The organism is Mycobacterium sp. P4_H6 (assembly GCF_056400845.1).
Genome location: NZ_JBFUKN010000066.1, coordinates 1 through 21,214, shown reverse-complemented (window position 1 = coordinate 21,214; position 21,214 = coordinate 1). Strand labels below are relative to the sequence as shown.

At 67.6% G+C, this 21,214-nt stretch carries 22 protein-coding genes; 15 read left to right on the top strand and 7 right to left on the bottom strand.

All coding sequences use genetic code 11. From position 1 onward, the window contains the following. Positions 1-17: 17 nt before the first annotated feature. Genes AC1DTF_RS23145 through AC1DTF_RS23120 form a run of 6 tightly spaced genes read left to right on the top strand, consistent with a single transcriptional unit; the run spans position 18 to position 6,440 of the window. Positions 18-1,505 carry an FGGY-family carbohydrate kinase gene (locus AC1DTF_RS23145; protein ID WP_057165105.1) on the top strand — a complete coding sequence of 496 codons (1,488 nt, stop codon included), beginning with the start codon at positions 18-20 and terminating at the stop codon, positions 1,503-1,505. Further along, entirely contained in the window at positions 1,502-2,290 is a 789-nt protein-coding gene (locus AC1DTF_RS23140) for an SDR family NAD(P)-dependent oxidoreductase (protein WP_477475769.1), read from the top strand. Before AC1DTF_RS23145 ends, AC1DTF_RS23140 begins: the two co-directional genes overlap by 4 nt. Positions 2,291-2,342: 52 nt before the next feature. After that, on the top strand, positions 2,343-3,641 hold the full coding sequence (locus AC1DTF_RS23135) for an ABC transporter substrate-binding protein (RefSeq protein ID WP_057165103.1): 1,299 nt from the start codon (positions 2,343-2,345) through the stop codon (positions 3,639-3,641). A 41-nt stretch (positions 3,642-3,682) separates the two neighbouring features. Next, positions 3,683-4,552, top strand: coding sequence for a carbohydrate ABC transporter permease (locus tag AC1DTF_RS23130; RefSeq protein WP_477475768.1), 870 nt, complete (start codon positions 3,683-3,685; stop codon positions 4,550-4,552). Then, positions 4,549-5,364: a carbohydrate ABC transporter permease gene (locus AC1DTF_RS23125; protein ID WP_477475767.1), complete on the top strand. Its 816-nt coding sequence runs from the start codon at positions 4,549-4,551 to the stop codon at positions 5,362-5,364. Before AC1DTF_RS23130 ends, AC1DTF_RS23125 begins: the two co-directional genes overlap by 4 nt. 20 nt (positions 5,365-5,384) lie before the next feature. Beyond that, entirely contained in the window at positions 5,385-6,440 is a 1,056-nt protein-coding gene (locus AC1DTF_RS23120) for an ABC transporter ATP-binding protein (RefSeq protein WP_477475766.1), read from the top strand. A 6-nt stretch (positions 6,441-6,446) separates the two neighbouring features. On the opposite strand, the gene AC1DTF_RS23115 is transcribed toward AC1DTF_RS23120, so the two are convergent. Together AC1DTF_RS23115 and AC1DTF_RS23110 are read right to left on the bottom strand one after the other, a co-directional pair. Further along, positions 6,447-6,785: an MmcQ/YjbR family DNA-binding protein gene (locus AC1DTF_RS23115; protein WP_477475765.1), complete on the bottom strand. Its 339-nt coding sequence runs from the start codon at positions 6,783-6,785 to the stop codon at positions 6,447-6,449. Positions 6,786-6,790: 5 nt separating this feature from the next. Further along, complete coding sequence (locus AC1DTF_RS23110) at positions 6,791-7,729, bottom strand: ATP-grasp domain-containing protein (RefSeq protein WP_477475764.1); 939 nt, start codon at positions 7,727-7,729, stop codon at positions 6,791-6,793. Between the two features lie 17 nt (positions 7,730-7,746). Between AC1DTF_RS23110 and AC1DTF_RS23105 the strand changes: the two genes are divergently transcribed. Further along, positions 7,747-8,718, top strand: a complete 972-nt coding sequence (locus tag AC1DTF_RS23105; protein ID WP_057165098.1) for a quinone oxidoreductase family protein — start codon at positions 7,747-7,749, stop codon at positions 8,716-8,718. On the opposite strand, the gene AC1DTF_RS23100 is transcribed toward AC1DTF_RS23105, so the two are convergent. Further along, positions 8,715-9,581 carry a DUF4349 domain-containing protein gene (locus tag AC1DTF_RS23100; RefSeq protein WP_477475763.1) on the bottom strand — a complete coding sequence of 289 codons (867 nt, stop codon included), beginning with the start codon at positions 9,579-9,581 and terminating at the stop codon, positions 8,715-8,717. The genes AC1DTF_RS23105 and AC1DTF_RS23100 overlap by 4 nt on opposite strands. Before the next feature lie 296 nt (positions 9,582-9,877). On the opposite strand from AC1DTF_RS23100, the gene AC1DTF_RS23095 reads away from it, so the two are divergent. After that, the gene (locus AC1DTF_RS23095; RefSeq protein ID WP_156409016.1) at positions 9,878-10,432 is read left to right on the top strand and encodes an MspA family porin; all 555 of its coding nucleotides are present in this window, start codon (positions 9,878-9,880) and stop codon (positions 10,430-10,432) included. Between the two features lies 1 nt (position 10,433). Next, a complete protein-coding gene (locus tag AC1DTF_RS23090) occupies positions 10,434-10,964 on the top strand; it encodes a hypothetical protein (RefSeq protein ID WP_477475762.1) in 531 nt (176 codons plus the stop codon). Here AC1DTF_RS23090 and AC1DTF_RS23085 read toward each other — a convergent pair. Together AC1DTF_RS23085 and AC1DTF_RS23080 are read right to left on the bottom strand one after the other, a co-directional pair. Next, entirely contained in the window at positions 10,961-11,905 is a 945-nt protein-coding gene (locus AC1DTF_RS23085) for a DUF1254 domain-containing protein (protein WP_477475761.1), read from the bottom strand. The genes AC1DTF_RS23090 and AC1DTF_RS23085 overlap by 4 nt on opposite strands. A gap of 16 nt (positions 11,906-11,921) precedes the next feature. After that, positions 11,922-12,848 (bottom strand): heme o synthase, encoded by a 927-nt coding sequence (locus tag AC1DTF_RS23080; protein ID WP_057165094.1) that lies wholly within the window; start codon positions 12,846-12,848, stop codon positions 11,922-11,924. A gap of 218 nt (positions 12,849-13,066) precedes the next feature. Between AC1DTF_RS23080 and tkt the strand changes: the two genes are divergently transcribed. Genes tkt through pgl form a run of 5 tightly spaced genes read left to right on the top strand, consistent with a single transcriptional unit; the run spans position 13,067 to position 19,521 of the window. Beyond that, positions 13,067-15,157, top strand: coding sequence for a transketolase (tkt, locus tag AC1DTF_RS23075; RefSeq protein WP_057165552.1), 2,091 nt, complete (start codon positions 13,067-13,069; stop codon positions 15,155-15,157). Between the two features lie 20 nt (positions 15,158-15,177). Next, complete coding sequence (gene tal / locus AC1DTF_RS23070; protein WP_200962043.1) at positions 15,178-16,296, top strand: transaldolase; 1,119 nt, start codon at positions 15,178-15,180, stop codon at positions 16,294-16,296. A gap of 28 nt (positions 16,297-16,324) precedes the next feature. Further along, positions 16,325-17,866 (top strand): glucose-6-phosphate dehydrogenase, encoded by a 1,542-nt coding sequence (zwf, locus tag AC1DTF_RS23065; protein ID WP_057165092.1) that lies wholly within the window; start codon positions 16,325-16,327, stop codon positions 17,864-17,866. A gap of 31 nt (positions 17,867-17,897) precedes the next feature. Then, a complete protein-coding gene (gene opcA / locus AC1DTF_RS23060; protein ID WP_057165091.1) occupies positions 17,898-18,809 on the top strand; it encodes a glucose-6-phosphate dehydrogenase assembly protein OpcA in 912 nt (303 codons plus the stop codon). Continuing rightward, entirely contained in the window at positions 18,802-19,521 is a 720-nt protein-coding gene (gene pgl / locus AC1DTF_RS23055) for a 6-phosphogluconolactonase (RefSeq protein ID WP_057165090.1), read from the top strand. The genes opcA and pgl overlap by 8 nt, the downstream gene beginning before the upstream one ends. Positions 19,522-19,523: 2 nt before the next feature. Here pgl and AC1DTF_RS23050 read toward each other — a convergent pair whose 3' ends face one another. Then, complete coding sequence (locus tag AC1DTF_RS23050; protein ID WP_477475760.1) at positions 19,524-20,612, bottom strand: alanine racemase; 1,089 nt, start codon at positions 20,610-20,612, stop codon at positions 19,524-19,526. 12 nt (positions 20,613-20,624) lie between these two features. Beyond that, a complete protein-coding gene (locus tag AC1DTF_RS23045; protein ID WP_477475759.1) occupies positions 20,625-20,756 on the bottom strand; it encodes a hypothetical protein in 132 nt (43 codons plus the stop codon). A 57-nt stretch (positions 20,757-20,813) separates the two neighbouring features. Between AC1DTF_RS23045 and AC1DTF_RS23040 the strand changes: the two genes are divergently transcribed. Continuing rightward, positions 20,814-21,185, top strand: a complete 372-nt coding sequence (locus tag AC1DTF_RS23040; RefSeq protein WP_477475758.1) for an ATPase — start codon at positions 20,814-20,816, stop codon at positions 21,183-21,185. The last annotated feature ends 29 nt before the right edge of the window (positions 21,186-21,214 follow it).

The window sequence follows — 21,214 nt, the reverse complement described above, 5'->3', positions numbered from 1 at the left end:
TCGACCGAAGGGATGGCATGCCGGAGTTCACCATCGGCATTGATATCGGCACCACCGGTACCAAGACCGTGCTCGTCGATATCGGCCGAGCCCGCATCGTCGCCCAGGCCACCCACGACGCCCAGTTGTTCTCCGCTGCCCCCGGCCACGCAGAGGCCGACCCGACCCAATGGCTACACAATGTGCATGCCGGGATCCGCGACGTGCTGGCCACCTCCGGCGTCACCCCCGACCGGATCGGCGCACTGTCCACCACCGGCATGGTCCCGGCCGTCGTAGCGGTGGACGGCAGCGGCGCACCCGTCCGGCGCGCACTGCTCCAGAACGATGCCCGCGCCACCGCCGAGATCACCGAGCTTGCGCACGCACTCGACGGCGAGACCGTACTGCGCGCAACCGGTTCCGCGGTCACCCAACAGTCGGTCGGCCCGACCGCGCTGTGGTTGCAACGCCACGAACCCGACAATTGGAGCCGCACGGCACATCTGGTCGGCTCCTACGACTGGGTGCTGATGGCGCTCGGCGCACCCGCGCATGTCGAGCTGAACTGGGCGCTGGAATCCGGTCTGGGCACCGTCGACGGCGAACGCTTCGAGCCGATGTACAGCGCGGCCGGCCTGTCCCCGGAACTGGTGCCCGCCGTGCTCGCCCCCGGCAGCCTGGCCGGTGAGCTGAGCGTCGCGGCCGCCGAGGCCACCGGGCTGAGGCCCGGCCTGCCGCTGATCGTCGGCGGCGCGGACCATGTGCTCTCCGCGTACGCCGCGGGCATCAACGCCGAGGGCGACTGGCTGGTGAAACTCGGTGGCGCCGGCGACATCCTGGCCGCCGCCGATCAACCCGTCATCGATGCCCGGCTCTACCTCGACGCCCACCCGGTGCCCGGGCGGTGGCTGCCCAACGGTTGCATGGCCACCAGCGGCAGCCTGATCCGCTGGTTCCAGACCCTGTCCGGTGGCATCGACCTGGTGGCCCTCGACGATGAGGCCGACACCCGCAACCCAGGCGAGATCCTCTGCCTGCCCTACTTTCTCGGCGAGAAGAGCCCCCTGCACGATCCCGATCTACGCGGCGCGTTCGTCGGCCTCGACCTCGCCCACAACCGCGCCGACATGTACCGGTCGGTGCTGGAGGCGATCGCCTACGGCTTCCGACATCACACCGAGGTGTTCGCCTCCATGGGGGTGCCACTGCACCGGGCACTGGTCACCAACGGCGGTAGCCGTTCGGTGCTGTGGAAGCAGATCCTGGCCGACGTGCTGGACACCCCGCTCTCCCCGATCGTCGGTCACCCGGGGGCCTCGCTGGGCGCCGCGGTGATCGCCGCGGTCGGCACCGGGCTGCTGGACGGCTGGGACAGCACCGCGATGTTCCAGACCGTCGGCGAACCCGTCATCCCCGACCCGAGGCACGTCGACCGGTATGCCGAGGCCTACGCCCAGTGGCGTGAACTCGGTGACGTGCTGACCCCCATCTCCCACCGCATCGCCCGAAAGGCCCGGCCATGACCTCCCCCGACACCACCGCCAACACCCAGACCGCCGTCGTCACCGGCGCGGGATCGGGTATCGGCCGGGCGATCGCCACCACCCTCGCCCAGCGGGGCTGGCGGGTCATCGTCTCCGACATCGACGCCGAGGCCGCCGAACACACCCGCGACGCTCTGAGCGGAACCGGGCACGAGGCAGCCCAGCTCGACGTCACCGACGCCGCCGGATCGGCGCGCCTGGCCGACGATGTGGCCGACCGGGTGGGCCTGCACGCCTGGGTCAGCAACGCCGGCATCTCGGCGATGGCCCGCTTCGTCGACGTGTCCACCGACCAGCTGGACCGCAGCCTCGACATCAACCTCAAGGGCGTCTTCCTGTGTGGCCAGGCCGCGGCGCGGGCGATGATCCGCACCGGGGTGCGCGGCACCATCGTCAACACCGCGTCCATGGCGGCCAAGCAGGGCCGGGTGCCGTTCCTGGCGGACTATGTGGCCTCCAAATTCGGTGTCCTCGGCCTCACTCAGGCAATGGCCTTCGAGCTTGCCCCCCAGGGCATCACGGTCAACAGCGTGTGCCCCGGCTTCGTCGCCACCCCGATGCAGTCCCGCGAGCTGGAGTGGGAGGCGCTGCTCACCGGCTCCACTCCCGACGGTGTGCGTAAGTCCTGGGTCGAGGCCACCCCCCTGGGGCGGCTGCAGACCCCCGACGACGTCGCCCGCGCGGTGGCGTTCCTGGTCTCCGAGGATGCCCGGTTCATCACCGGAGAAGCACTGTCGGTCAACGGCGGTGCCTACATGGATTGAGGCCACCCACCCCCGCACACGCCCGATCCACCAGGACAAAGAGAAGAGGACCATGAAAATCCCAACCTTGCGCTGGTTGCCAGCGATCATCGCCGCCACCAGCCTGACCCTGGCCGGCTGCGCGGGCAGCGGCGGCTCCGGCGAGCAGAGCTCGTCGGGTCTGGGTGAGATCCCCACCGACACCAACGCCACGGTGCGGGTGCTGATGGAGAACGTGCCCGATACCGATATCGTGAAAGGCCTTGTCGGGCAGTTCAATCAGAAGTATCCCGATATCAAGGTCGAGATCGAGACCATGACCTTCGACCAGATGCGTGACCGCCTGGTGTCCTCGTTCCAGGCCTCGCAGCCCGCCTACGACCTCATCGTGGTGGACAACCCGTGGATGGACGACTTCGCCGACGCCGGCTTCCTGGAGCCGCTCAACGACCGGATCGCCGCGACCCCGGATTACCAGCCCGACGGTTTCTTCGACTCGCTGACGGCCATCACCGATGTCGAGGGCACCACCTACGGTGTGCCGTTCTACAACTACGCCCTCGGCTACATCTACAACACCGGCGATCTCACCTCCGCCGGGCAGAGCGTCCCCACTGATCTCGACGCCCTGGTGGCCACCTCGCAGCGGCTCAAGACCGCCGACCGCGCGGGCATCGCGATGCAGCCGCAGCGCGGCTACAAGATCTTCGAGGAATGGGCCAACTGGCTGTTCGCCGCCGGCGGCTCGATCTACGGTGAGGACGGCAAGCCCTCGCTGGACACCCCCGAAGCCGCCCGGGCCCTGGACGCCTATATCGAGACCTACAAGACCGCCGCCCCGGCCAACAGCCTGTCCTGGGGTTTCGATGAGGCGTTCCGCTCCGTCTCCAGCGGTATGTCCGCATCGATGATCGGCTACAACTGGAACCTGCCCGCGCTCAACGACCCCGAAGGCGCGTCGGCAGAACGTGCCGGGCAGTTCGCCCTCGCCCCCATCCCCGGCGGCAAATCCGCGCTGGGACTGTGGAGCTGGGCCATCCCCGCCAACTCCGGGGCGGCCGACGCCGCCTGGGCGTTCGCCTCCTGGGTGACCTCACCCGCGATCGACGCCGAGCGGGTCGCCGACGGTGGTGCCGTGATCCGGCAGGGTTCGCTGACCGACCCGAAGGTGCTCGCCGACGGGTACGGTGCCGACTACTACAAGACGGTCGGCGAGATCCTGGCCGACGCGGCACCGCTCACCCAGGGCAAGGGCGGCGAGGAGATGATCCAGGCGGTCGGCACCGAGCTCAACGATGCCGCCGCGGGGAACAAGAGCGTCGCCGACGCACTGCGCGATGCGCAGGCAGCTGCGGAGCGGATCCAGCAGTGACCGTAGGGAATCCGGCGGCCACCACAGCGGAGGTGTCCTAGATGAAGTTCAAGTACGGCATGCTCACTCCGCTGCTCGCCCTGTTCGCCGTGGCCGTCGGATTCCCGCTCTGTTATGCGGCGTATCTGTCAGTGACCGACTACAAGCTGACCGATCGCGCCCAACCCGATTTCGTGGGCACGGCCAATTTCGCCGGCGCCCTGACCAATCCGGCGTTCTGGGAAGCGTTTGCGATCACCGCCATGTATGTGGTGATCGCGGTCAGTCTGGAGCTGGTTCTCGGCTTCGCGCTCGCGCTGGCCCTGCACCAGCAGCGCTGGGCCAAAGATCTGTCCCGTGCAATCGTGCTCGCGCCCATGTTCATCACCCCGATCGCGGTCGGGCTGATCTTCCGCTTCCTGCTCAACGATCAGATCGGCGCGGTGCCGGCCTTGCTGCACGCGGTGGGCGCCGATTACGACTTCTTCGGTGCCGGGAAGGCGTTGCTGACGCTGGCCTTCATCGATGTCTGGCAGTGGACGCCGTTCATGGTGCTGCTGATCCTGGCCGGCCTGGAGTCGATGCCCAAACAACCCATGGAGGCGGCCCGGGTCGACGGGGCCGGTCCGGTCTACCGGTTGCGCCGGGTGCTGATCCCGATGCTCGCGCCGGTGCTCACCGTCGCGGTGCTGCTGCGCGGGCTGGACGCCCTGCGGGTCTTCGAGTACATCTACGCCACCACCCGCGGCGGCCCGGGCACCGAAACCCAGACGCTGCAGTACTTCATGTACCTCGAGGGCATCCAGTTCTTCCGGCTCGCACAGGCCAGCGCCATGGCCTTCATCGTGCTGGCCCTCGTCCTGGTGGTCATCGTGGCGGCGTTCCGTGCGATGGAACGCAACCGCGCCGCCGAGCGGAGTGCGGCCCGATGAACAAGTTGCGCCCGCTCGAGGTCTTGCGCCTCGCGGTGCTCACCGCGGCGTTCATCTTCGTCCTGTTCCCCATCGTCTGGGTGGCTCTGGCGAGTTTCAAGACACCCCAACAGATGTCGGAACCGTTCCTGTTCGCCTTCGCTCCCAGCCTGGCGAACTGGCAGGCCGTGTTCGAGTCCGGGGTGTTCGCCGCCGCCGGCCGCAGCGCACTGGTCGGCATCATCACCGTCGCGATCAGCCTCGTCGTCGGCAGCATGGGTGCCTACGTGATCGCCAAGTACCGGGCCGGTGGATCGCTGACCCGATTCGGAATGCTTGCCGCCCAGGTGGTCCCGCCGGCGGTGATGGTGTTCCCGTTCCTGACCATGGCGCAGGCGCTGCGGGTGACCGACACCCTGGCACCGGTGATCTTCGCGCACCTGTCCTTCGTGCTGCCACTGGTCACCTGGTTCCTGATCGGCTTCTTCGAGGCGGTACCCGCCTCGCTGGAGGAGCAGGCCCGGGTGGACGGATTCACCCGCTGGCAGGCGTTCCGGATGGTGGTGCTCCCGCAGGTGTACCCGGGTATCGGGGCCGCGGGCATCTTCGGGTTCACGTTGTCCTGGAACGACTTGTTCTACGGGCTGATCCTGGCGCCGGGCAACGCGGCGATCCTGCCGGTGGCGATCGCGAACTTCAACACCTTCCGGGGTGTGCAGATCGGCACCATGAGTGCGGCGATCATGATCGCGATCATCCCGGTCGTCATCGCCAGCTTCTTCATCCAGCGACGCTTGGTCCAAGGGATCAGCGGCGGCGCGGTCAAGTACTAGACAAGCGAGGTTGTACAAGCATGGCATCGGTGACTTTTTCCAAGGTCGGCAAATCGTTCGGCTCGACCAGCGTGGTGTCGGACCTGGATCTGGAACTCACGGACGGCAGCATGACCGTGCTGGTCGGACCGTCCGGCTGCGGTAAGACCACATCGCTGCGCATGCTGGCCGGGCTCGAAGAGGTCAGCGCCGGCACCATCCGGATCGGCGATCGCGATGTGACAGCGCTGGAACCCAAGGACCGCGACATCGCGATGGTCTTCCAGAACTACGCGCTCTACCCGCATCTGTCGGTGCGCGAGAACATCGCCTTCCCGTTGCGGGCCAAGAAGATTCCTCGCGCAGAGGCACTCCGGCGGGCCGACGAGATCGCCGAGTCACTGGGCTTGGGCGCGCTGGTCGAACGCAAGCCCAAGGATCTTTCCGGCGGCCAGCAGCAGCGGGTGGCGATCGGGCGGGCCATCATCCGCGAACCCGCGGTGTTCCTGTTCGACGAACCGCTGAGCAACCTGGACGCCAAGCTGCGCGTCGAGACCCGCACCGAACTGCTGCGGCTGCAACGCAGGTTGGGCATCACCTCGCTCTACGTCACCCACGATCAGGAAGAGGCGATGACCCTGTCGGACCGGATCGTGGTGATGCGCGAGGGCCGGATCGCCCAGGCCGGCCCGCCCGCAGAGGTCTACCGGCGACCGGCCGACACCTTCGTGGCCACGTTCGTCGGCAGCCCGAAGATGAATCTGATCGACGGYGCGGTCACCGGCGGCGAACTACGCACCGCATCCGGCGTCCGGATCGCGGTGGGCGGCCCGGACGCGGCGGCGGTGACGATCGGGGTGCGCGCCGACGACCTGATGCTCACCCCGTCCGCGGACGGGGCCACGGTGGTCGAGCTCGTCGAACTGCTCGGGCCGCGGGCCATCATCACGGTCCGGTCGGCCGATCAGCAGCTGACCAGCGTCGTGGAGGCCGCGGCACTGACCGACATCACCGTCGGCGCCACGGTCGAGCTGTCGGCCCGTGACGTGCACCGCTTCGATGTGCAGACCGGGGTGCGGCTCGGCGATCCCGCCTGACAGTCCTCAGGAGTCCTCGCTGTCGGTGAGCCTGCTCGGGGCCGCCTGCCGCCAGGAGTCCAGCAGAATGTCGTGCAGCTCGCCGAGGTCTTCCACCGCGTCGAGCCGGACCCGCACCCACGCCGAGGGCGCTTCGTGTGGCGGCACCCAGAACTTGCGCGGCTCGGCGGCGATCAGCTCCTCGCGATCAAATCGTGGGCAGCGCACCGCAAATGACGTCTGATCGTCGGGCACGGTGAGGAACATCTTGCCCGCCACGTCAAATGTCGGATGCCCCCAGCGCTCCTTCTCCCTGGTCTCGGGTAACGACAGCGCGATGCGCTGGACATCATCAGCATCGAACACCGGGATCACGCCCCGCGGTGTGACAGTGGGCCCAGCCCCAGACGGGTCAGGGCCGCCTCCACCCCGAGCGCGTAATCGCGTTCGGCGCGCCGCTTCTCGGTCGCGCCGAGCTGGCGGAAACCCAGCGACGGTTCGACGAGTTCGAGTTCCAGCAGCCGCGGGTCGCGGGCTCCGCCGATGACGTCGACGCGGGCGTAGAGCAGATCGCGTGCGGGGATGCCGAACCGTGTCGTCGCCGAGGCCACCGCGGCGTGGCCGACCTCCCACACCTCGTCCGCGGGATCGGCGGCGCCGAGTTTCTCCGCGGCGAACGTCCCGGTCTGCTCGAACTGCGGTCCGCGCCCGGCCGGCGGCAGGATCGGGCCCTTGGTGAAGGCGTGTGAGGGCCGGCCGTTGAGAAATACCAGCGCCGTCTCCCCGCCGGAGATCCGCCGGTCATAGGGCTGCACCAGCACGGCGCGGCCCTTGGCCTGTAACGCCTCGGCGTGGGCCACCGCCGCGCGGGGGTCGACGAAGCGTTGCGCGCCCACCGACCCGGCGCCGACGGCGGGTTTGACGACCACTTCGCCCTCGGGTGCCGGCACCGTCTCGCCGACCGCGTAGTAGCGGGTGGGGACGATCGGCAGACCGTCCTTCGCCAGGTCCAGCAGATAGTGCTTGTCGGTGCTCCAGGCCACCATCTCCGGCGGATTCAGCAGGTTGCGCACCGCCCGGGTCCAGGTCAGGAATTCGTCGAGGCGCTCGCTGTAGTCCCAGGTGGCGCGCAAGATCACCAGGTCGGCGTCCAGGGTGGCCGGGTCGTCCCAGGATTTCCAGCTGACCGGCAGGCCGCGCGCACGCAGGGCCTCGACCAGGCCGTCGTCATCGCTGTCGCCTTCGGCAAGTGCCGCGCAACTGGCGAACACGATGCGGGGATGGAACACGTCGGGACGGGCCAGCTTCACATATGGATGATAGAGATATGCATGCCATCGAAGTTGCCCAGACCGGCGGACCCGAGGTCCTGAACTACGTCGAGAAGGATGCGCCGTCGCCCGGCCCCGGCCAGGTGCTCATCAAGGCAGAGGCGATCGGCGTCAACTTCATCGACACCTATTTCCGCTCGGGACAGTATCCGCGCGAGCTTCCGTTCGTCTCGGGCAGCGAGGTGTGCGGCACGGTCGCCGCGGTGGGTGAGGATGTCGCGGCCCTGGCCGTCGGGGACCGGGTGGTCACCGCCAACGCCGTCGGCGCCTACGCCGATTTCTCCGTCGCACCAGCCGATTACGTCGCGTACGTGCCCGACGCCGTGGCCCCGGATGCGGTGGCATCGGCCTTGCTGAAGGGGATGACGGCGCACTACCTGCTGAAATCCGTGTACGCCGTGCAGTCCAATGACACGATCCTGGTGCATGCCGGCGCCGGCGGTGTGGGTCTGATCCTGACCCAGTGGGCCACCAGCCTGGGGACCAGGGTGATCACCACCGCGTCGACCCCGGAGAAGGCCGAACTGTCCCGGCAGGCCGGTGCGGTCGAGGTGCTGGAGTACCCGGAGGACGCCGAGGAGTTCGGCGCCACCGTCAAGAGGCTGAGCAACGGCGGGGTCGCCGCGGTGTACGACGGGGTGGGCGCCTCCACCTTCGAGGCCAGCCTGGCCAGCCTTGCGGTGCGCGGCACGCTGGCCCTGTTCGGTGCCGCGAGCGGGCCGGTGCCCGCATTCGATCCGCAGCGGCTCAATACCGCCGGTTCGGTGTTCCTGACCCGGCCCAGCCTGGGCGCCTACACCCGCACCGCCGATGAGTTCGCCTGGCGGGCAGGCGAAGTGATCAACGCCATCGCCGACGGTTCCATCACCATCACGGTCAGTGAGCGTTACCCGCTGGCCGAGGCCGCGCGGGCGCACACCGATCTGCAGGGTCGCCGGACCGTCGGTTCGGTGGTGCTGGTGCCTTAACGGCGCAACCGCACCAGCCGGTACAGACCGAACAGCACGGCGAGCCCGACGATCGCGGCGCCGACCCAGGGCAACAGCAGACCGACGAGCAGCAGCAGGTTGGACCCGGTGTCGACCAGGGCGTCCCAGCCGCGTTCCATCTGGCCGAGGAAACCCCGGTACTCCTCGGGTGCGGGACCGCCGGTCTCCCCGGCGACCAGATCGACGGTGATGGTGCTGTAGCTGATCTGCTCCCCCAGTGCCGCGCGTTGGGCGCGCAAGCTGTCCAGGTCGGCCTGCCGCTGGGACAGCGCGCTCTCCGCCTCGATGAGGGCCGACGGGTCCCGGGCGTCGCGCATGATCGCCAGCAGGCGGTCCACCGAGGTCTGCAGTGCCTTGATGCGGGCGTCCAGGTCGACCCGCTGACTGGTCACGTCCTCGGTCTGCATGTCCAGTGACTGGACGGTGCCCAGTCCTTTCAGGCCGTCCATCACACCGTCGAGCTTGTCGGCGGGCACCCGAAGGGTGAGGGTGATCCGGGCCGGATCCAGCGCCGATCCGCCGTACTCGGTACGGCTGTCGATGCGTCCGCCGGCGTCGCCGGCTTGTGCAGATGCCCGGTCCGCCGCGTCCCCCGGGTTGTCCGCGGTGATGGAGATGGTGGCCGTCTTGACGACATCGCGTTGCACCTCGGGCGGCGCCTTCGGCGCGTCCTGAGGCGCCGGGCCGGTGAGCGGCATGGTCTCCGAGACGGAGCCCCCGCCTCCGGCCTTGAAATCCTCAGCTGCCCCCGGCGGGCCGGGCGGAGATCCGGCCGAGCATGCCGCGAGGGCGAACAACACGACGAGGCCCGCCATGGCCCGGAACAGCCACCCGATGATCATGAAATCCCATAGTAGGGAGTCGGGCCCGGTTCGGAGTCAATCCTGTTCGCCCACGGAACGCGTGTCCGGCGACCGCGAGCATTGAACGTTGGGCGTCGATTCGGTGAACTGTTGGCATGCAGTGCTTTTCGGAGAGGTTGCGATCAGCGGCCCCTGGCGCCGCCCCGCACGCAGCGGGCCCGGATCTGCTTAGAATCTCGTCCGTGCGATGGCGTAGCGGTGTGAGTGTCGCATGTGCGGTGGGCTTGGCAAGCGTGACCACCGGCCTGTCAGCGGCCGGGGCCGAGCCCGTGAGCATGCGCCCGCAGAGTTACGACAAGACCTCGCGCGATGGCTGGCATCTCAACATCCGCATCGACAACGAGGTCGTGAACTCGGTACCGAACCTGGCCAATGCCAACGATTCCCGAGAGGGCTTTGTCACTGCCTCGGCGACCGCGACAGCCGTCGGCGGATCCAGTCCGATCACCGACAGCATCTTCATCGTGGGCTACCAGCTCGGTTGCCAGTCCGACGTGTCGGCGGGGCTGCAGTACGGCGGCACCGCCGGTGTGGCACCACAGGGCTCGGTGGGATTCGACGGCGCAACACCGAGCGCATCCGCCGGCGGAACGGGCGGCCTGGCCGGGTTCGTGCAGACCGTCCTGCAACCGGGCGTGATCGTCGACCTTCCGCTGTCCAACATGTCGCTGAGCAGCGGCGGTGTCGCGATGCTGGACATCGACAACATCCACATCAAGGCGGACGCCTGTGGCGGCGATGTCACCGTCCGCTCCTACGCATATCTGCGCGTCTCGACCGACGCTGCGCACACGCAGTTCGCCGTCTACGGTGACCCGATCAAGATCTGACATGCGGCGTATCGGAGCGGGCTTGCTGATCGGGTCGATCTCGGCTGTTCTGGTCGCACCCACCGCCGGCGCCGACCCCATTCCGCTACCGGACCCGCCCCCCTATCTTCCCGGTGCCCCGCTGGCCGAACCCGGCAGCTTCGACTATCCCTACAACGTCATCGCCGTCGGCCCGCCGGCCGCCACCGATTCCCGTGGCACCCGTATCGGATCCACTGTCGACGCACCCTCACAAGCGACGGGTCTGCCCGGTAGCAGGCTGGGAAACGGCGAGCAGGCCCCGGGGCCGCTGGTCACATCAAATACCCGGTACGGGATCTCGGCGGGACTGGAGTTGCCGGGGCCCGCGAATCCGGGAATCGACGCCCGAGCCGGGGGCGCGGCAGTGCCCTCCGGGGAGAATCCGGATGGACACCCTCCGGTGGTGCTCCCGGCGGCGGAGGCGGCGGCACCGACCGGCGACCTGCCGGGCTACCCGCCACCGCTGGTGGAGTTGCCGGGCAACACGCACACCAGCGCAGACGGCCCCTAGACCGGCCGGGCTGCCGGGAAAACCCACGACCCGTCCAGGATCTCCGGCCGCGGCCGGTACAACCGCACGATGTAGTTCCAGCCCTCGGTGATCGGCAGCAGATTGGGTCCCTGCTCACCACCGAACTGGACGATGGTGCGCCCGTCGGACTCGGTGGCCGCGGTGATGTTGTTCACCGAGTAGGCGTTCTGCGGGTTCGGCGTGAAGTAGCCGCTCTGGTCATAGACGGTGATCGACCAGAAGCCGTCGACCGGGACATCGTCGACGATGAGCCTGTGCACGGTGGTGCCGTCGTTCGCGGTCGGGACGACCGAGAGGTAGAACGCGTCGCGCTCGGGGTTTCCGCCCCACGCGTAGGCCGTCCCGATCAGATGGCGCACCGGATCGACCTCCGATTTCTGCCCGAAGGTGCGCAAGCTGTCGGGCACCGTCGTCGACAGCGTGATCAACGCATCGCGCACCGTCTTCTGGCTGGCGGTATCCCAGTCCGGCACTGCGAAGGTGCCCGGCCCACCGGGCTGGGAGACGGTGATGGCGTCCTGCAGCGCGTGCACCGCGGCCACATCGGCGGCATCATCGGGATCGACCAGGGTGCGGAAGGCCGTGGCGATGTAGCGGGTCCCGGCGTCCTTGCGGGTGATGGTCAGCTCGGCCGGCGCGTACACCACGGCGGGCACGTAGTGGTCCTCGGTGATGACCTGCAGGGACATGAACCGCCCGGCGCTGTCGGGCAGCGTGATCGTCACCGGACCGGCATCCAGATCGAACACCCCCACCGAGTAGAGCGTGTCGCGGTTCTGCCGGATCACCAGCTGTTGATCGACGGGGCTCAGCTCGCGGAAGTGCCGCACGGCGCCAAGGTTGCCGTCCTTGACGATATTTCCGAAGTACAGGTCGGACTCTGCGCGCCCGAATTCATCGGGGCTGACATGCACGCTCATGCACAGACCGTAGTGGTCAGAACAGCTGCGGCAGCGCCAATGCGGAATCCACGGCGAGTGCACAGAACACCACGGCCAGGTAGTTGTTGGACTGCAGGAACAGCCGCAGCGGTTTCACCGGCTCCCCACGCTTCACCCCCGCATACAGCTGATGCGCCATCACCAGGAACCAGACACCGGCCAGCAATGCGACCGCCGCATACAGCCAGCCGGTGGCCAGCGCGAGGCTCAACGTGGTGAGCACAGTCAGCCAGGTGTAGATCAGGATCTGGCGGGTGACCTGGCGTTCGGTGGCGACCACGGGCAGCATCGGCACCCCGGCGGCTTTGTAGTCTTCCTTGTACCGCATGGCCAGTGCCCAGGTGTGCGGCGGCGTCCAGAAGAAGATGATCAGGAACATCACCAGCGCCGGCCACTGGATCGTGCCGGTCACCGCCGACCAGCCGATCATCACCGGCATACACCCGGCGGCACCGCCCCACACCACGTTCTGCGAGGTCCGGCGCTTGAGCAGCAGGGTGTAGATGAACACATAGAAGGCGATCGTCGCCAGCGCCAGCACCCCGGAGAGCAGGTTGGTGCGCCACCACAGCCACGCGAAGGATCCCGCTGTCAGCACCAGCCCGAAGATCAGTGCATGCCGCGTCGGCACCGACGCCTTGGCCAGCGGCCGCAGCGCGGTGCGTTTCATCACCTTGTCGATATCGGCGTCGGCCACACAGTTCAGCGTGTTGGCACCCGCTGCGGCCATCATGCCGCCGATCAGGGTGTTCAGGATGAGCAGCGGGTCAACGGTGCCGCGATCGGCCAGCAACATGGCCGGGATCGTCGTCACCAGAAGCAGCTCGATCACGCGCGGCTTCGTCAACGCAAGGTACGAAAGGACCGTGGTTCGTATCCGATTCGGTGCGCCACTGACCGGCCGGCGCTCGCGAATGCTCACGCAAATAACTCCTCGGGCGACGGTCACGCGGGCTTCTACTACAGACGATGGTAGACCGCACCGCGGTCGGCCCCGCACCGCAGGGTGCGTTCTCCAGTTTGGTCTGCGTTAACAGACACCAAACCTGCCCCAACCGGTCTGCGGTGGATGACTCCGCCGCACTAGGGTGTTTGAGGTAGCGAAGTCCGCAGCGCAGAGAAAATTTAGGAGTGAAGGTAGTGACCACCGCCGAAGAGATAACTGCCCTCACGCAACCGAACCACCCCGACGACTGGTCCGACCTCGACACGGTCGCGGTGGACACCGTGCGTGTGCTGGCCGCCGACGCGGTCCAGAAGGTCGGCAACGGCCACCCCGGTACCGCGATGAGCCTTGCCCCGCTGGCCTACACGCTGTTCCAGCGTCAGCTGCGCCACGACCCCAGCGACGTGCACTGGTTGGGCCGCGACCGCTTCGTGCTGTCGTGTGGGCACTCCAGCCTCACCATTTACCTGCAGCTGTTCCTGGGTGGTTTCGGTCTGGAGATCGAAGACATCGAGGCACTGCGTACCTGGAAGTCCAAGACCCCGGGCCACCCCGAGTTCCGGCACACCAAGGGCGTCGAGATCACCACCGGCCCGCTGGGCCAGGGACTGGCCTCGGCCGTCGGTATGGCCATGGCCTCCCGCTACGAGCGCGGCCTGTTCGATCCCGAGGCCCCGGCCGGTGAGAGCCCGTTCGACCACTACATCTACGTCATCGCCTCCGACGGCGACATCGAAGAGGGCGTCACCAGCGAGGCCTCCTCGCTGGCCGGCACCCAGCAGCTGGGCAACCTGATCGTCTTTTACGACAAGAACCACATCTCCATCGAGCACGACACCGACATCGCGTTGAGCGAGAACGTCGCCGACCGCTACCGCGCCTACGGCTGGCACGTCCAGGAGATCGTCGGCGGCGAAAATGTGGTCGCCATCGAGGAGGCCATCGCCGAGGCCAAGAAGGTGACCGACAAGCCGTCGTTCATCTCGGTCCGCACCATCATCGGCTACCCCGCCCCGACCAAGATGAACACCGGTGGCGTGCACGGCTCGGCGCTCGGTGACGACGAGGTGGCCGCCACCAAGAAGATCCTCGGATTCGACCCGGACAAGAAATTCGAGGTCCGCCCCGAGGTGATCGAGCACACCCGCAAGCTCGTCGAGCGCGGCAAAGAGGCACATGAGAAGTGGCAGACCGGCTTCGACGCCTGGGCCGAGCGTGAGCCCGACCGCAAGAAGCTGCTGGACCGCCTGGTCGCCGAGGAACTGCCCGAGGGCTGGGACGCCGACATCACCTACTGGGAACCCGGCTCCAAGGCGGTCGCCACCCGTGCCGCATTCGGTCAGGTCCTCAACGACGTCGCCCCGAAGCTCCCCGAATTGTGGGGTGGCTCAGCCGATCTCGCGGGCAGCAACAACACCACCATCAAGGGCGTGAAGTCTTTCGGCCCGCCGAGCATCTCGACCGAGGACTTCAGCGCCGACTGGTACGGCCGGGTGCTGCACTTCGGTATCCGCGAGCACGCGATGGGGTCGATCCTGTCCGGCATCGTGCTGCACGGGCCGACGCGAGCCTTCGGCGGAACGTTCCTGCAGTTCTCCGATTACATGCGCCCCGCGGTGCGACTGGCCTCGCTGATGGTCATCGACACCATCTACATCTGGACCCATGACTCGATCGGCCTCGGCGAGGACGGCCCCACTCACCAGCCGATCGAGCACCTCTCCGCGTTGCGCGCCATCCCCAACCTGTCCGTCGTCCGTCCGGGTGACCCGAACGAGACGGCGTACGCTTGGAAGAGCATCATCGGCCGAGGCAACAAGGCCGGCCCGGTCGGTTTCATCCTGACGCGCCAGGGAATTCCGGTCCTGGAGGGCACCGATGCCGACGGTGTGGCCAAGGGCGGATATGTGCTCGGCGGTGACAACGCGGCCGATGCAGAGGTGATCATCATCGCCACCGGGTCCGAGCTCCAGCTCGCCGTCGAGGCCAAGAAGCTGCTGGCCGACAAGGACATCGTGGCCGCCGTGGTGTCCATGCCGTGTGTCGAATGGTTCGAGTCCCAGCCCAAGGAGTACCGCGAYTCGGTGCTGCCGCCCGACGTGTCGGCCCGCGTGGCGGTCGAGGCCGGTATCGCGCAGTCCTGGCACAAGCTCGTCGGCGACACCGGCGAGATCATCTCGATCGAGCACTACGGCGAATCCGCCGACGACAAGACGTTGTTCCGTGAGTTCGGCTTCACCGCAGAAGCCGTCGTGGCAGCCGCAGAACGCACTCTCGACAACTAGTACAGACAGAAAAGGGCGAAATCATGTCTCAGAACCCGAATCTCGCAGCACTGTCGGCCGCAGGCGTCTCCGTCTGGCTCGACGACCTGTCCCGCGAGCGCCTGCAGACCGGCAACCTGGCCGAGCTGATCGCGACCAAGAGCGTCGTCGGCGTCACCACCAACCCGTCGATCTTCCAGGCTGCCCTGTCCAAGGGCGACGCCTATGACGAGCAGGTCAACGAACTGGCCGCGACCGGCTCGGATGTGGACGCCACGATTCTGGCCGTCACCACCGACGATGTCCGCAATGCCTGCGATCTGTTCACCAAGCAGTACGAGGACTCCGACGGTGTCGACGGCCGGGTGTCCATCGAGGTCGACCCGCGCCTGGCCCACGACACCGAAAAGACCGTCGAACAGGCCAAAGAGCTGTGGAAGATCGTCGATCGGCCCAACCTGCTCATCAAGATCCCCGCGACGCTGGCCGGCCTGCCCGCCATCACCGCGGTGATCGCCGAGGGCATCTCGGTGAACGTGACGCTGATTTTCTCGGTGGAGCGGCACCGTGCGGTCATCGACGCTTACCTGAGCGGGCTGGAGAAGGCCAAGGATGCCGGCCACGATCTGTCCAAGATCCATTCCGTCGCTTCGTTCTTCGTGTCCCGGGTGGACAGCGAGATCGACAGCCGGCTGGAGAAGATCGGCACCCAGGCGGCACTGGATCTGCGCGGTCAGGCCGGTGTGGCCAATGCCCGCCTCGCCTACGCCGCCTACGAAGAAGAGTTCGGCGGGGAGCGCTTCGGCGCGCTGAAGGGTGCGGGCGCCCGGGCACAGCGCCCACTGTGGGCGTCCACCGGCGTCAAGAACCCCGACTACTCGGACACCCTGTACGTCACCGAGCTGGTGGCGCCGAACACGGTGAACACCATGCCGGAAAAGACGCTCGACGCCGTCGCCGACCACGGTGTGGTCACCGGTGACACCGTCAGCGGGACCGCTGATGCCGCACAGGGCGTGTTCGACGGACTGGCCGAGGTCGGTGTCGATCTCGACGACGTGTTCAAGGTCCTCGAAGAGGAGGGCGTCGAGAAGTTCGAGAAGTCCTGGGGCGAGTTGCTCGAGGCCACCCAGGGACAGCTGGACGCCGCCAAGAAGTAGGCGCGAAACTAGAGCAGAGGCACACTCGATGAGCACGACCGACGCTCCTGTCTGGCGAAACCCGCTGCGGGACAAACGCGACAAACGCATGCCCCGGATCGCGGGACCGTGTGCGGTGGTGATCTTCGGGGTCACCGGCGACCTGGCCCGCAAGAAGTTGATGCCGGCGATCTACGACCTGGCCAACCGCGGCCTGCTGCCACCCAGTTTTGCGCTGGTCGGGTTCGCCCGGCGCGACTGGGCGGACGAGGACTTCTCCAAGGTCGTCTATGACGCCGTCAAGCAGCACGCGCGCACCCCGTTCCGGCAGGAGGTGTGGGACCGGCTTGCGGAGGGATTCCGGTTCGTCCAGGGCGCTTTCGACGATGACGAGGCCTTCGGCCGGCTCGCCGAGACCCTGCACACCCTGGACACCGAACGCGGCACCGGGGGCAATCACGCGTTCTACCTGTCGATCCCGCCGAAGGCGTTCCCGCAGGTGCTCGAGCAGCTGTCCAAGTCGGGCCTGGCCGAGAAACCGGGCGACACCTGGAGCCGCGTCGTCATCGAGAAACCGTTCGGGCATGACCTGTCCACCGCCGAAGAGCTCAACGCGCTGGTGAACAGCGTCTTCCCGGAGTCCTCGGTGTTCCGCATCGACCATTACCTCGGCAAGGAGACGGTGCAGAACATCCTGGCGCTGCGCTTCGCCAACGAGATGTTCGAACCGATCTGGAACGCGCACTACGTCGATCACGTCCAGATCACCATGGCCGAGGACATCGGCCTCGGCGGACGCGGTGGTTACTACGACGGTGTCGGCGCCGCGCGCGATGTCATCCAGAACCACCTGATCCAGCTGCTCGCGCTCACCGCGATGGAGGAGCCGGTCAACTTCTCCCCCGCCGAGCTGCAGGCCGAGAAGATCAAGGTGCTCGGCGCCAGCCGGCTCGCCGAACCACTCGACGAGACCACCTCCCGAGGTCAGTACGCCGCGGGCTGGCAGGGCGGTGAGAAGGTGGTCGGGCTGCTCGACGAGGAGGGATTCTCGAAGACCTCCATCACCGAGACGTTCGCGGCCATCACGGTGGATGTCGACACCCGCCGGTGGGCGGGGGTCCCGTTCTATCTGCGCACCGGAAAACGCTTGGGCCGCAGAGTCACCGAGATCGCACTGGTCTTCAAGCGGGCACCGCATCTGCCGTTCGACGCCACCATGACCGAGGAACTCGGCAAGAACGCGCTGGTGATCCGGGTGCAGCCCGATGAGGGCATCACCCTGCGGTTCGGGTCCAAGGTGCCCGGCAATGCCATGGAGGTCCGCGATGTCAGCATGGACTTCTCCTACGGCTCGGCGTTCGCCGAGGAGTCACCCGAGGCCTACGAGCGGCTGATCCTCGACGTGCTGCTGGGTGAGCCCTCGCTGTTCCCGGTCAACGCCGAAGTCGAACTGTCGTGGAAGATCCTGGATCCCGCGCTGGATTACTGGGCGTCACACGGCACCCCGGACACCTACGAGTCGGGTACCTGGGGGCCGGAATCGGCCTTCGAGATGCTGCGCCGGACCGGACGCGAATGGAGGCGACCGTGATGAGCGCTCGCGCGAAGAACCGAGGCTCCCGATGATCATCGATCTGCCGGACACCAATACCGGTGCCATCAACAAGAAGATCGTCGCCCTGCGTGAAGAGGGCGGCGCGATCACCCTCGGCAGGGTGCTGACGCTGGTGATCGCCCCGGATACCGAAGCGGTCCTTGAGGACTCGATCGAGGCGGCCAACGCCGCCAGCCGCGAGCACCCCTGCCGGGTCATCGTGGTGATCCCCGGGGACCGGCTGAGTCTGGAGGCCCGACTCGACGCCCAGCTGCGGGTCGGCAGCGACGCCGGCGCCAACGAGGTCGTGGTGTTGCGGCTGTCCGGGCCGCTGGCCAACCACGCCAGCAGCGTCGTCACCCCGTTCCTGCTGCCCGACACCCCGGTGGTGACCTGGTGGCCGGATCTCGCACCCGAGGTGCCCGCACAGGATCCGCTGGGCCGCTTGGCGATCCGCCGCATCACCGATGCCACCAACGGTGAGAACCCGTTGGCGTGCATCAAGAGCAGGCTCGCCGGATACACCGCCGGTGACACCGACCTGGCCTGGAGCCGGATCACCTACTGGCGCGCACTGCTGACCGCCGCGGTGGATCAGGCGCCACACGAGCCGATCACCGAGGTGGTGGTGTCCGGGCTCAAGGAAGAACCCGCCCTCGACATCCTGGCCGGCTGGCTTGTCGGCCGGCTGGACTGCCCTGTCACCCGTGCGGTCGGCGAGCTGAAGATCGAGCTGACCCGGCCCAGCGAGACGATCGTGTTGAGCCGGCCCCAGGAGGGGGTGACCGCGACGCTCACCCGCACCGGCAAGCCGGATGCCCAGATTCCGTTGGCCCGCAGAGAAACCCGCGACTGCCTGGCGGAGGACATGCGGCGCCTGGATGCCGATGAGATCTATTTGGAAGCGTTGCGAGGAATCGACAAGGTGACTTATGTCTGAACAGGTGATCGAGACCTACGTCGACGCCGGTGAACTGGCCGCCGCCGCCGGCGCCCGCCTGGTCGGCGCCATCACGTCGGCGGTCGGCAACCGCGGGCAGGCGGTCATCGTGCTCACCGGTGGCACCGTCGGGATCGCCTTGCTGCGCCATGTCGCCGCCTACGCACCCGATGTCGACTGGTCCAAGGTGCAGCTGTTCTGGGGTGATGAACGCTTCGTGCCCGCCGAGGACGCGGACCGCAACTACCGGCAGGCGCGCGAAGCGCTGCTGGAGACCATCTCCATCCCGTCGGCGAACGTGCACGAAATGGCCGCCAGCGATGGTGAGTTCGGCGACGATATCGAGGCGGCGGCCCTGGCCTACGAGAAGCTGTTGCCCGAGGAGTTCGATGTGCATCTGCTCGGGATGGGCGGCGAGGGCCACATCAACTCGCTGTTCCCCGACACCGACGCCGTGCGCGAGGACTCGAGGCTGGTCATCGCGGTCACGGCGTCACCCAAGCCGCCGCCGCGTCGCATCACGCTGACGCTGCCGGCGGTGCGGCGGGCCCGTGAGGTGTGGCTGGTGGTCGCCGGCGCCGAAAAGGCCGAGGCCGCAGCGGCCGCCATCAACGGTGCCGCAGCGGTCGATGTCCCCGCTGCGGGCGCGATCGGCCGGGAGGCCACCGTGTGGCTGCTGGACAAGGCCGCCGCGAGCAAGCTGCCGGGCTGACCCTAGACATTCCTGCCCCTGGCGACCAGCTCCCACCGGTCGACCACGTGGCCGTCGTCGACGACGACATACTCGTCGAACAGGTTGACGGCCGTGCAGATGTGATTCGGCAGCACGGAGACCATGTCTCCGACGGCGACGGCGGAGCTGTCCACGCCGTCGAGAATCCCGTGGTGCTCGGAGATCCGGGTGATCACCGCATTGCCCAGCTCAGCAACGGTTCCGAAGCCGTCCAGCCAGTGCGGCCGCTCACCGGTGAGTGCTTTGGATCCGGCATCGATGACCACCCGCCCGTCGCGAGAACTGACCACGGTGGCGGCGATCCACGCGGCGGCGCAGTCCTCGTGCTGCTGGGATCCGAGCGCAAGCTGTTGACGGTCACCGAAGACATAGGTCCCCGGACGCTCTTCGGTGACGGCAGTCGGGCGGGGCGCCCGCCAGGTCGGTGTCGACCCGGCACTGACCACCGAGACAGTGAAACCGGCGTCCCGCAACGCGCTCGCCGCGAGCTCCAGCTGATCTCCTTCGTCGATCCCGGCTCGTCGAGGGGCACCAGGATCCGAGTACGCGTGGCCGCCGTGAGTGAACACGCCGTCGACGGTCAAACCCATGCGCCGGCACTCGGTCGCGAGCGCAGCCGCGTCCGATGCCTGCACCCCGGTCCGGTGCTGCCCGCTGTCGATCTCGATCACCACCGAGACCTCCCCGCCGTCGGATGCCGCCGCGACGGCCCGCGCACCCGCTGAGCTCTCCACGCCGACGCGCAGCGCGACGCGGTCGACGAGGTCTCTGAATCGTCTCGCCTTGGCGCCGACCGGCAGGACCGGGTAGGCGATGAAGATGTCGTCGATCCCGCGGTCGGCGAAGGCCTCGGCTTCGGAGACCGTCGCGACGGTGATGCCGACCGCGCCCGCCTCGACCTGGAGATCGGCGATCTGGATGCTCTTGTGTGTCTTGGCATGCGGGCGTAGATCGACCGCCTTGCTGCGTGCACTCACCGACATCGCCGTGATGTTCGACGTCAACCGCGCGAGATCGACCATCAAGGCCGGTGTTTCGACGTCAAACGGTCCGCTCGCCACCATCGCCATTCAAGCAGAGCCTCACTCGTCGGACTGCAGTTCTGGGCACTGGTCGGCCAGCGCCTCGCCGTAACCGGCAAGATAGTCGGCGACCGCCCGGGCCGAACCGGCGTCGGGACGTAGCCGCGGGCTTCCGTAACAGAAGTTCGCCATACAAGATCAGACGCACCTTGGCTCGTTTTGGTTCCCTGGGCCGCCATACTGACTTCCATGGCAGACAAAGGCGACGGCCGCACCCGTCCGGCGACGCGGCGTATCAAGACGCTGACGCAGGCGGCGCTGAACGCCGACGCCACCGTCGTCCAGGTCGAGACCCTGCTCACCGACCTCGATCGCACCGTGGTCACGCTGAACAACTCGATCGGTGACCTCGACGTCACCCTGGACCGGTTCAACAAGACCATCACCAGCATCGACGAACTGGCACCCCGCCTGATCCTCATGGTGGACCGCCTCGAGCAGATCGTGTCCCGTGTCGAGGCCATCGTCGAGATCGGCGAGGCGGTTGCGTCACCGCTGGCCACCGTGGAGAGCGCGATCCGCGGCGCCGTCTCGCAGGTGCGCCGGGTGGCCCGGCTCTAACCGGAGTTACGCAGCGCGCTGGCCAGCCC

What these genes read in the sequence shown, in the direction of transcription:
- AC1DTF_RS23140 (WP_477475769.1), top strand. Translation starts at nt 1,502, where the DNA reads ATGACCTCCCCCGACACCACCGCCAACACCCAGACCGCCGTCGTCACC.
- AC1DTF_RS23145 (WP_057165105.1), top strand. Translation starts at nt 18, where the DNA reads ATGCCGGAGTTCACCATCGGCATTGATATCGGCACCACCGGTACCAAG.
- opcA (WP_057165091.1), top strand. Translation starts at nt 17,898, where the DNA reads ATGATCATCGATCTGCCGGACACCAATACCGGTGCCATCAACAAGAAG.
- AC1DTF_RS23130 (WP_477475768.1), top strand. Translation starts at nt 3,683, where the DNA reads ATGAAGTTCAAGTACGGCATGCTCACTCCGCTGCTCGCCCTGTTCGCC.
- AC1DTF_RS23050 (WP_477475760.1), bottom strand. Translation starts at nt 20,612, where the DNA reads ATGGCGATGGTGGCGAGCGGACCGTTTGACGTCGAAACACCGGCCTTG.
- AC1DTF_RS23090 (WP_477475762.1), top strand. Translation starts at nt 10,434, where the DNA reads ATGCGGCGTATCGGAGCGGGCTTGCTGATCGGGTCGATCTCGGCTGTT.
- AC1DTF_RS23045 (WP_477475759.1), bottom strand. Translation starts at nt 20,756, where the DNA reads ATGGCGAACTTCTGTTACGGAAGCCCGCGGCTACGTCCCGACGCCGGT.
- zwf (WP_057165092.1), top strand. Translation starts at nt 16,325, where the DNA reads ATGAGCACGACCGACGCTCCTGTCTGGCGAAACCCGCTGCGGGACAAA.
- AC1DTF_RS23135 (WP_057165103.1), top strand. Translation starts at nt 2,343, where the DNA reads ATGAAAATCCCAACCTTGCGCTGGTTGCCAGCGATCATCGCCGCCACC.
- AC1DTF_RS23125 (WP_477475767.1), top strand. Translation starts at nt 4,549, where the DNA reads ATGAACAAGTTGCGCCCGCTCGAGGTCTTGCGCCTCGCGGTGCTCACC.
- pgl (WP_057165090.1), top strand. Translation starts at nt 18,802, where the DNA reads ATGTCTGAACAGGTGATCGAGACCTACGTCGACGCCGGTGAACTGGCC.
- AC1DTF_RS23040 (WP_477475758.1), top strand. Translation starts at nt 20,814, where the DNA reads ATGGCAGACAAAGGCGACGGCCGCACCCGTCCGGCGACGCGGCGTATC.
- AC1DTF_RS23100 (WP_477475763.1), bottom strand. Translation starts at nt 9,581, where the DNA reads ATGATCATCGGGTGGCTGTTCCGGGCCATGGCGGGCCTCGTCGTGTTG.
- AC1DTF_RS23105 (WP_057165098.1), top strand. Translation starts at nt 7,747, where the DNA reads ATGCATGCCATCGAAGTTGCCCAGACCGGCGGACCCGAGGTCCTGAAC.
- AC1DTF_RS23095 (WP_156409016.1), top strand. Translation starts at nt 9,878, where the DNA reads ATGCGCCCGCAGAGTTACGACAAGACCTCGCGCGATGGCTGGCATCTC.
- AC1DTF_RS23085 (WP_477475761.1), bottom strand. Translation starts at nt 11,905, where the DNA reads ATGAGCGTGCATGTCAGCCCCGATGAATTCGGGCGCGCAGAGTCCGAC.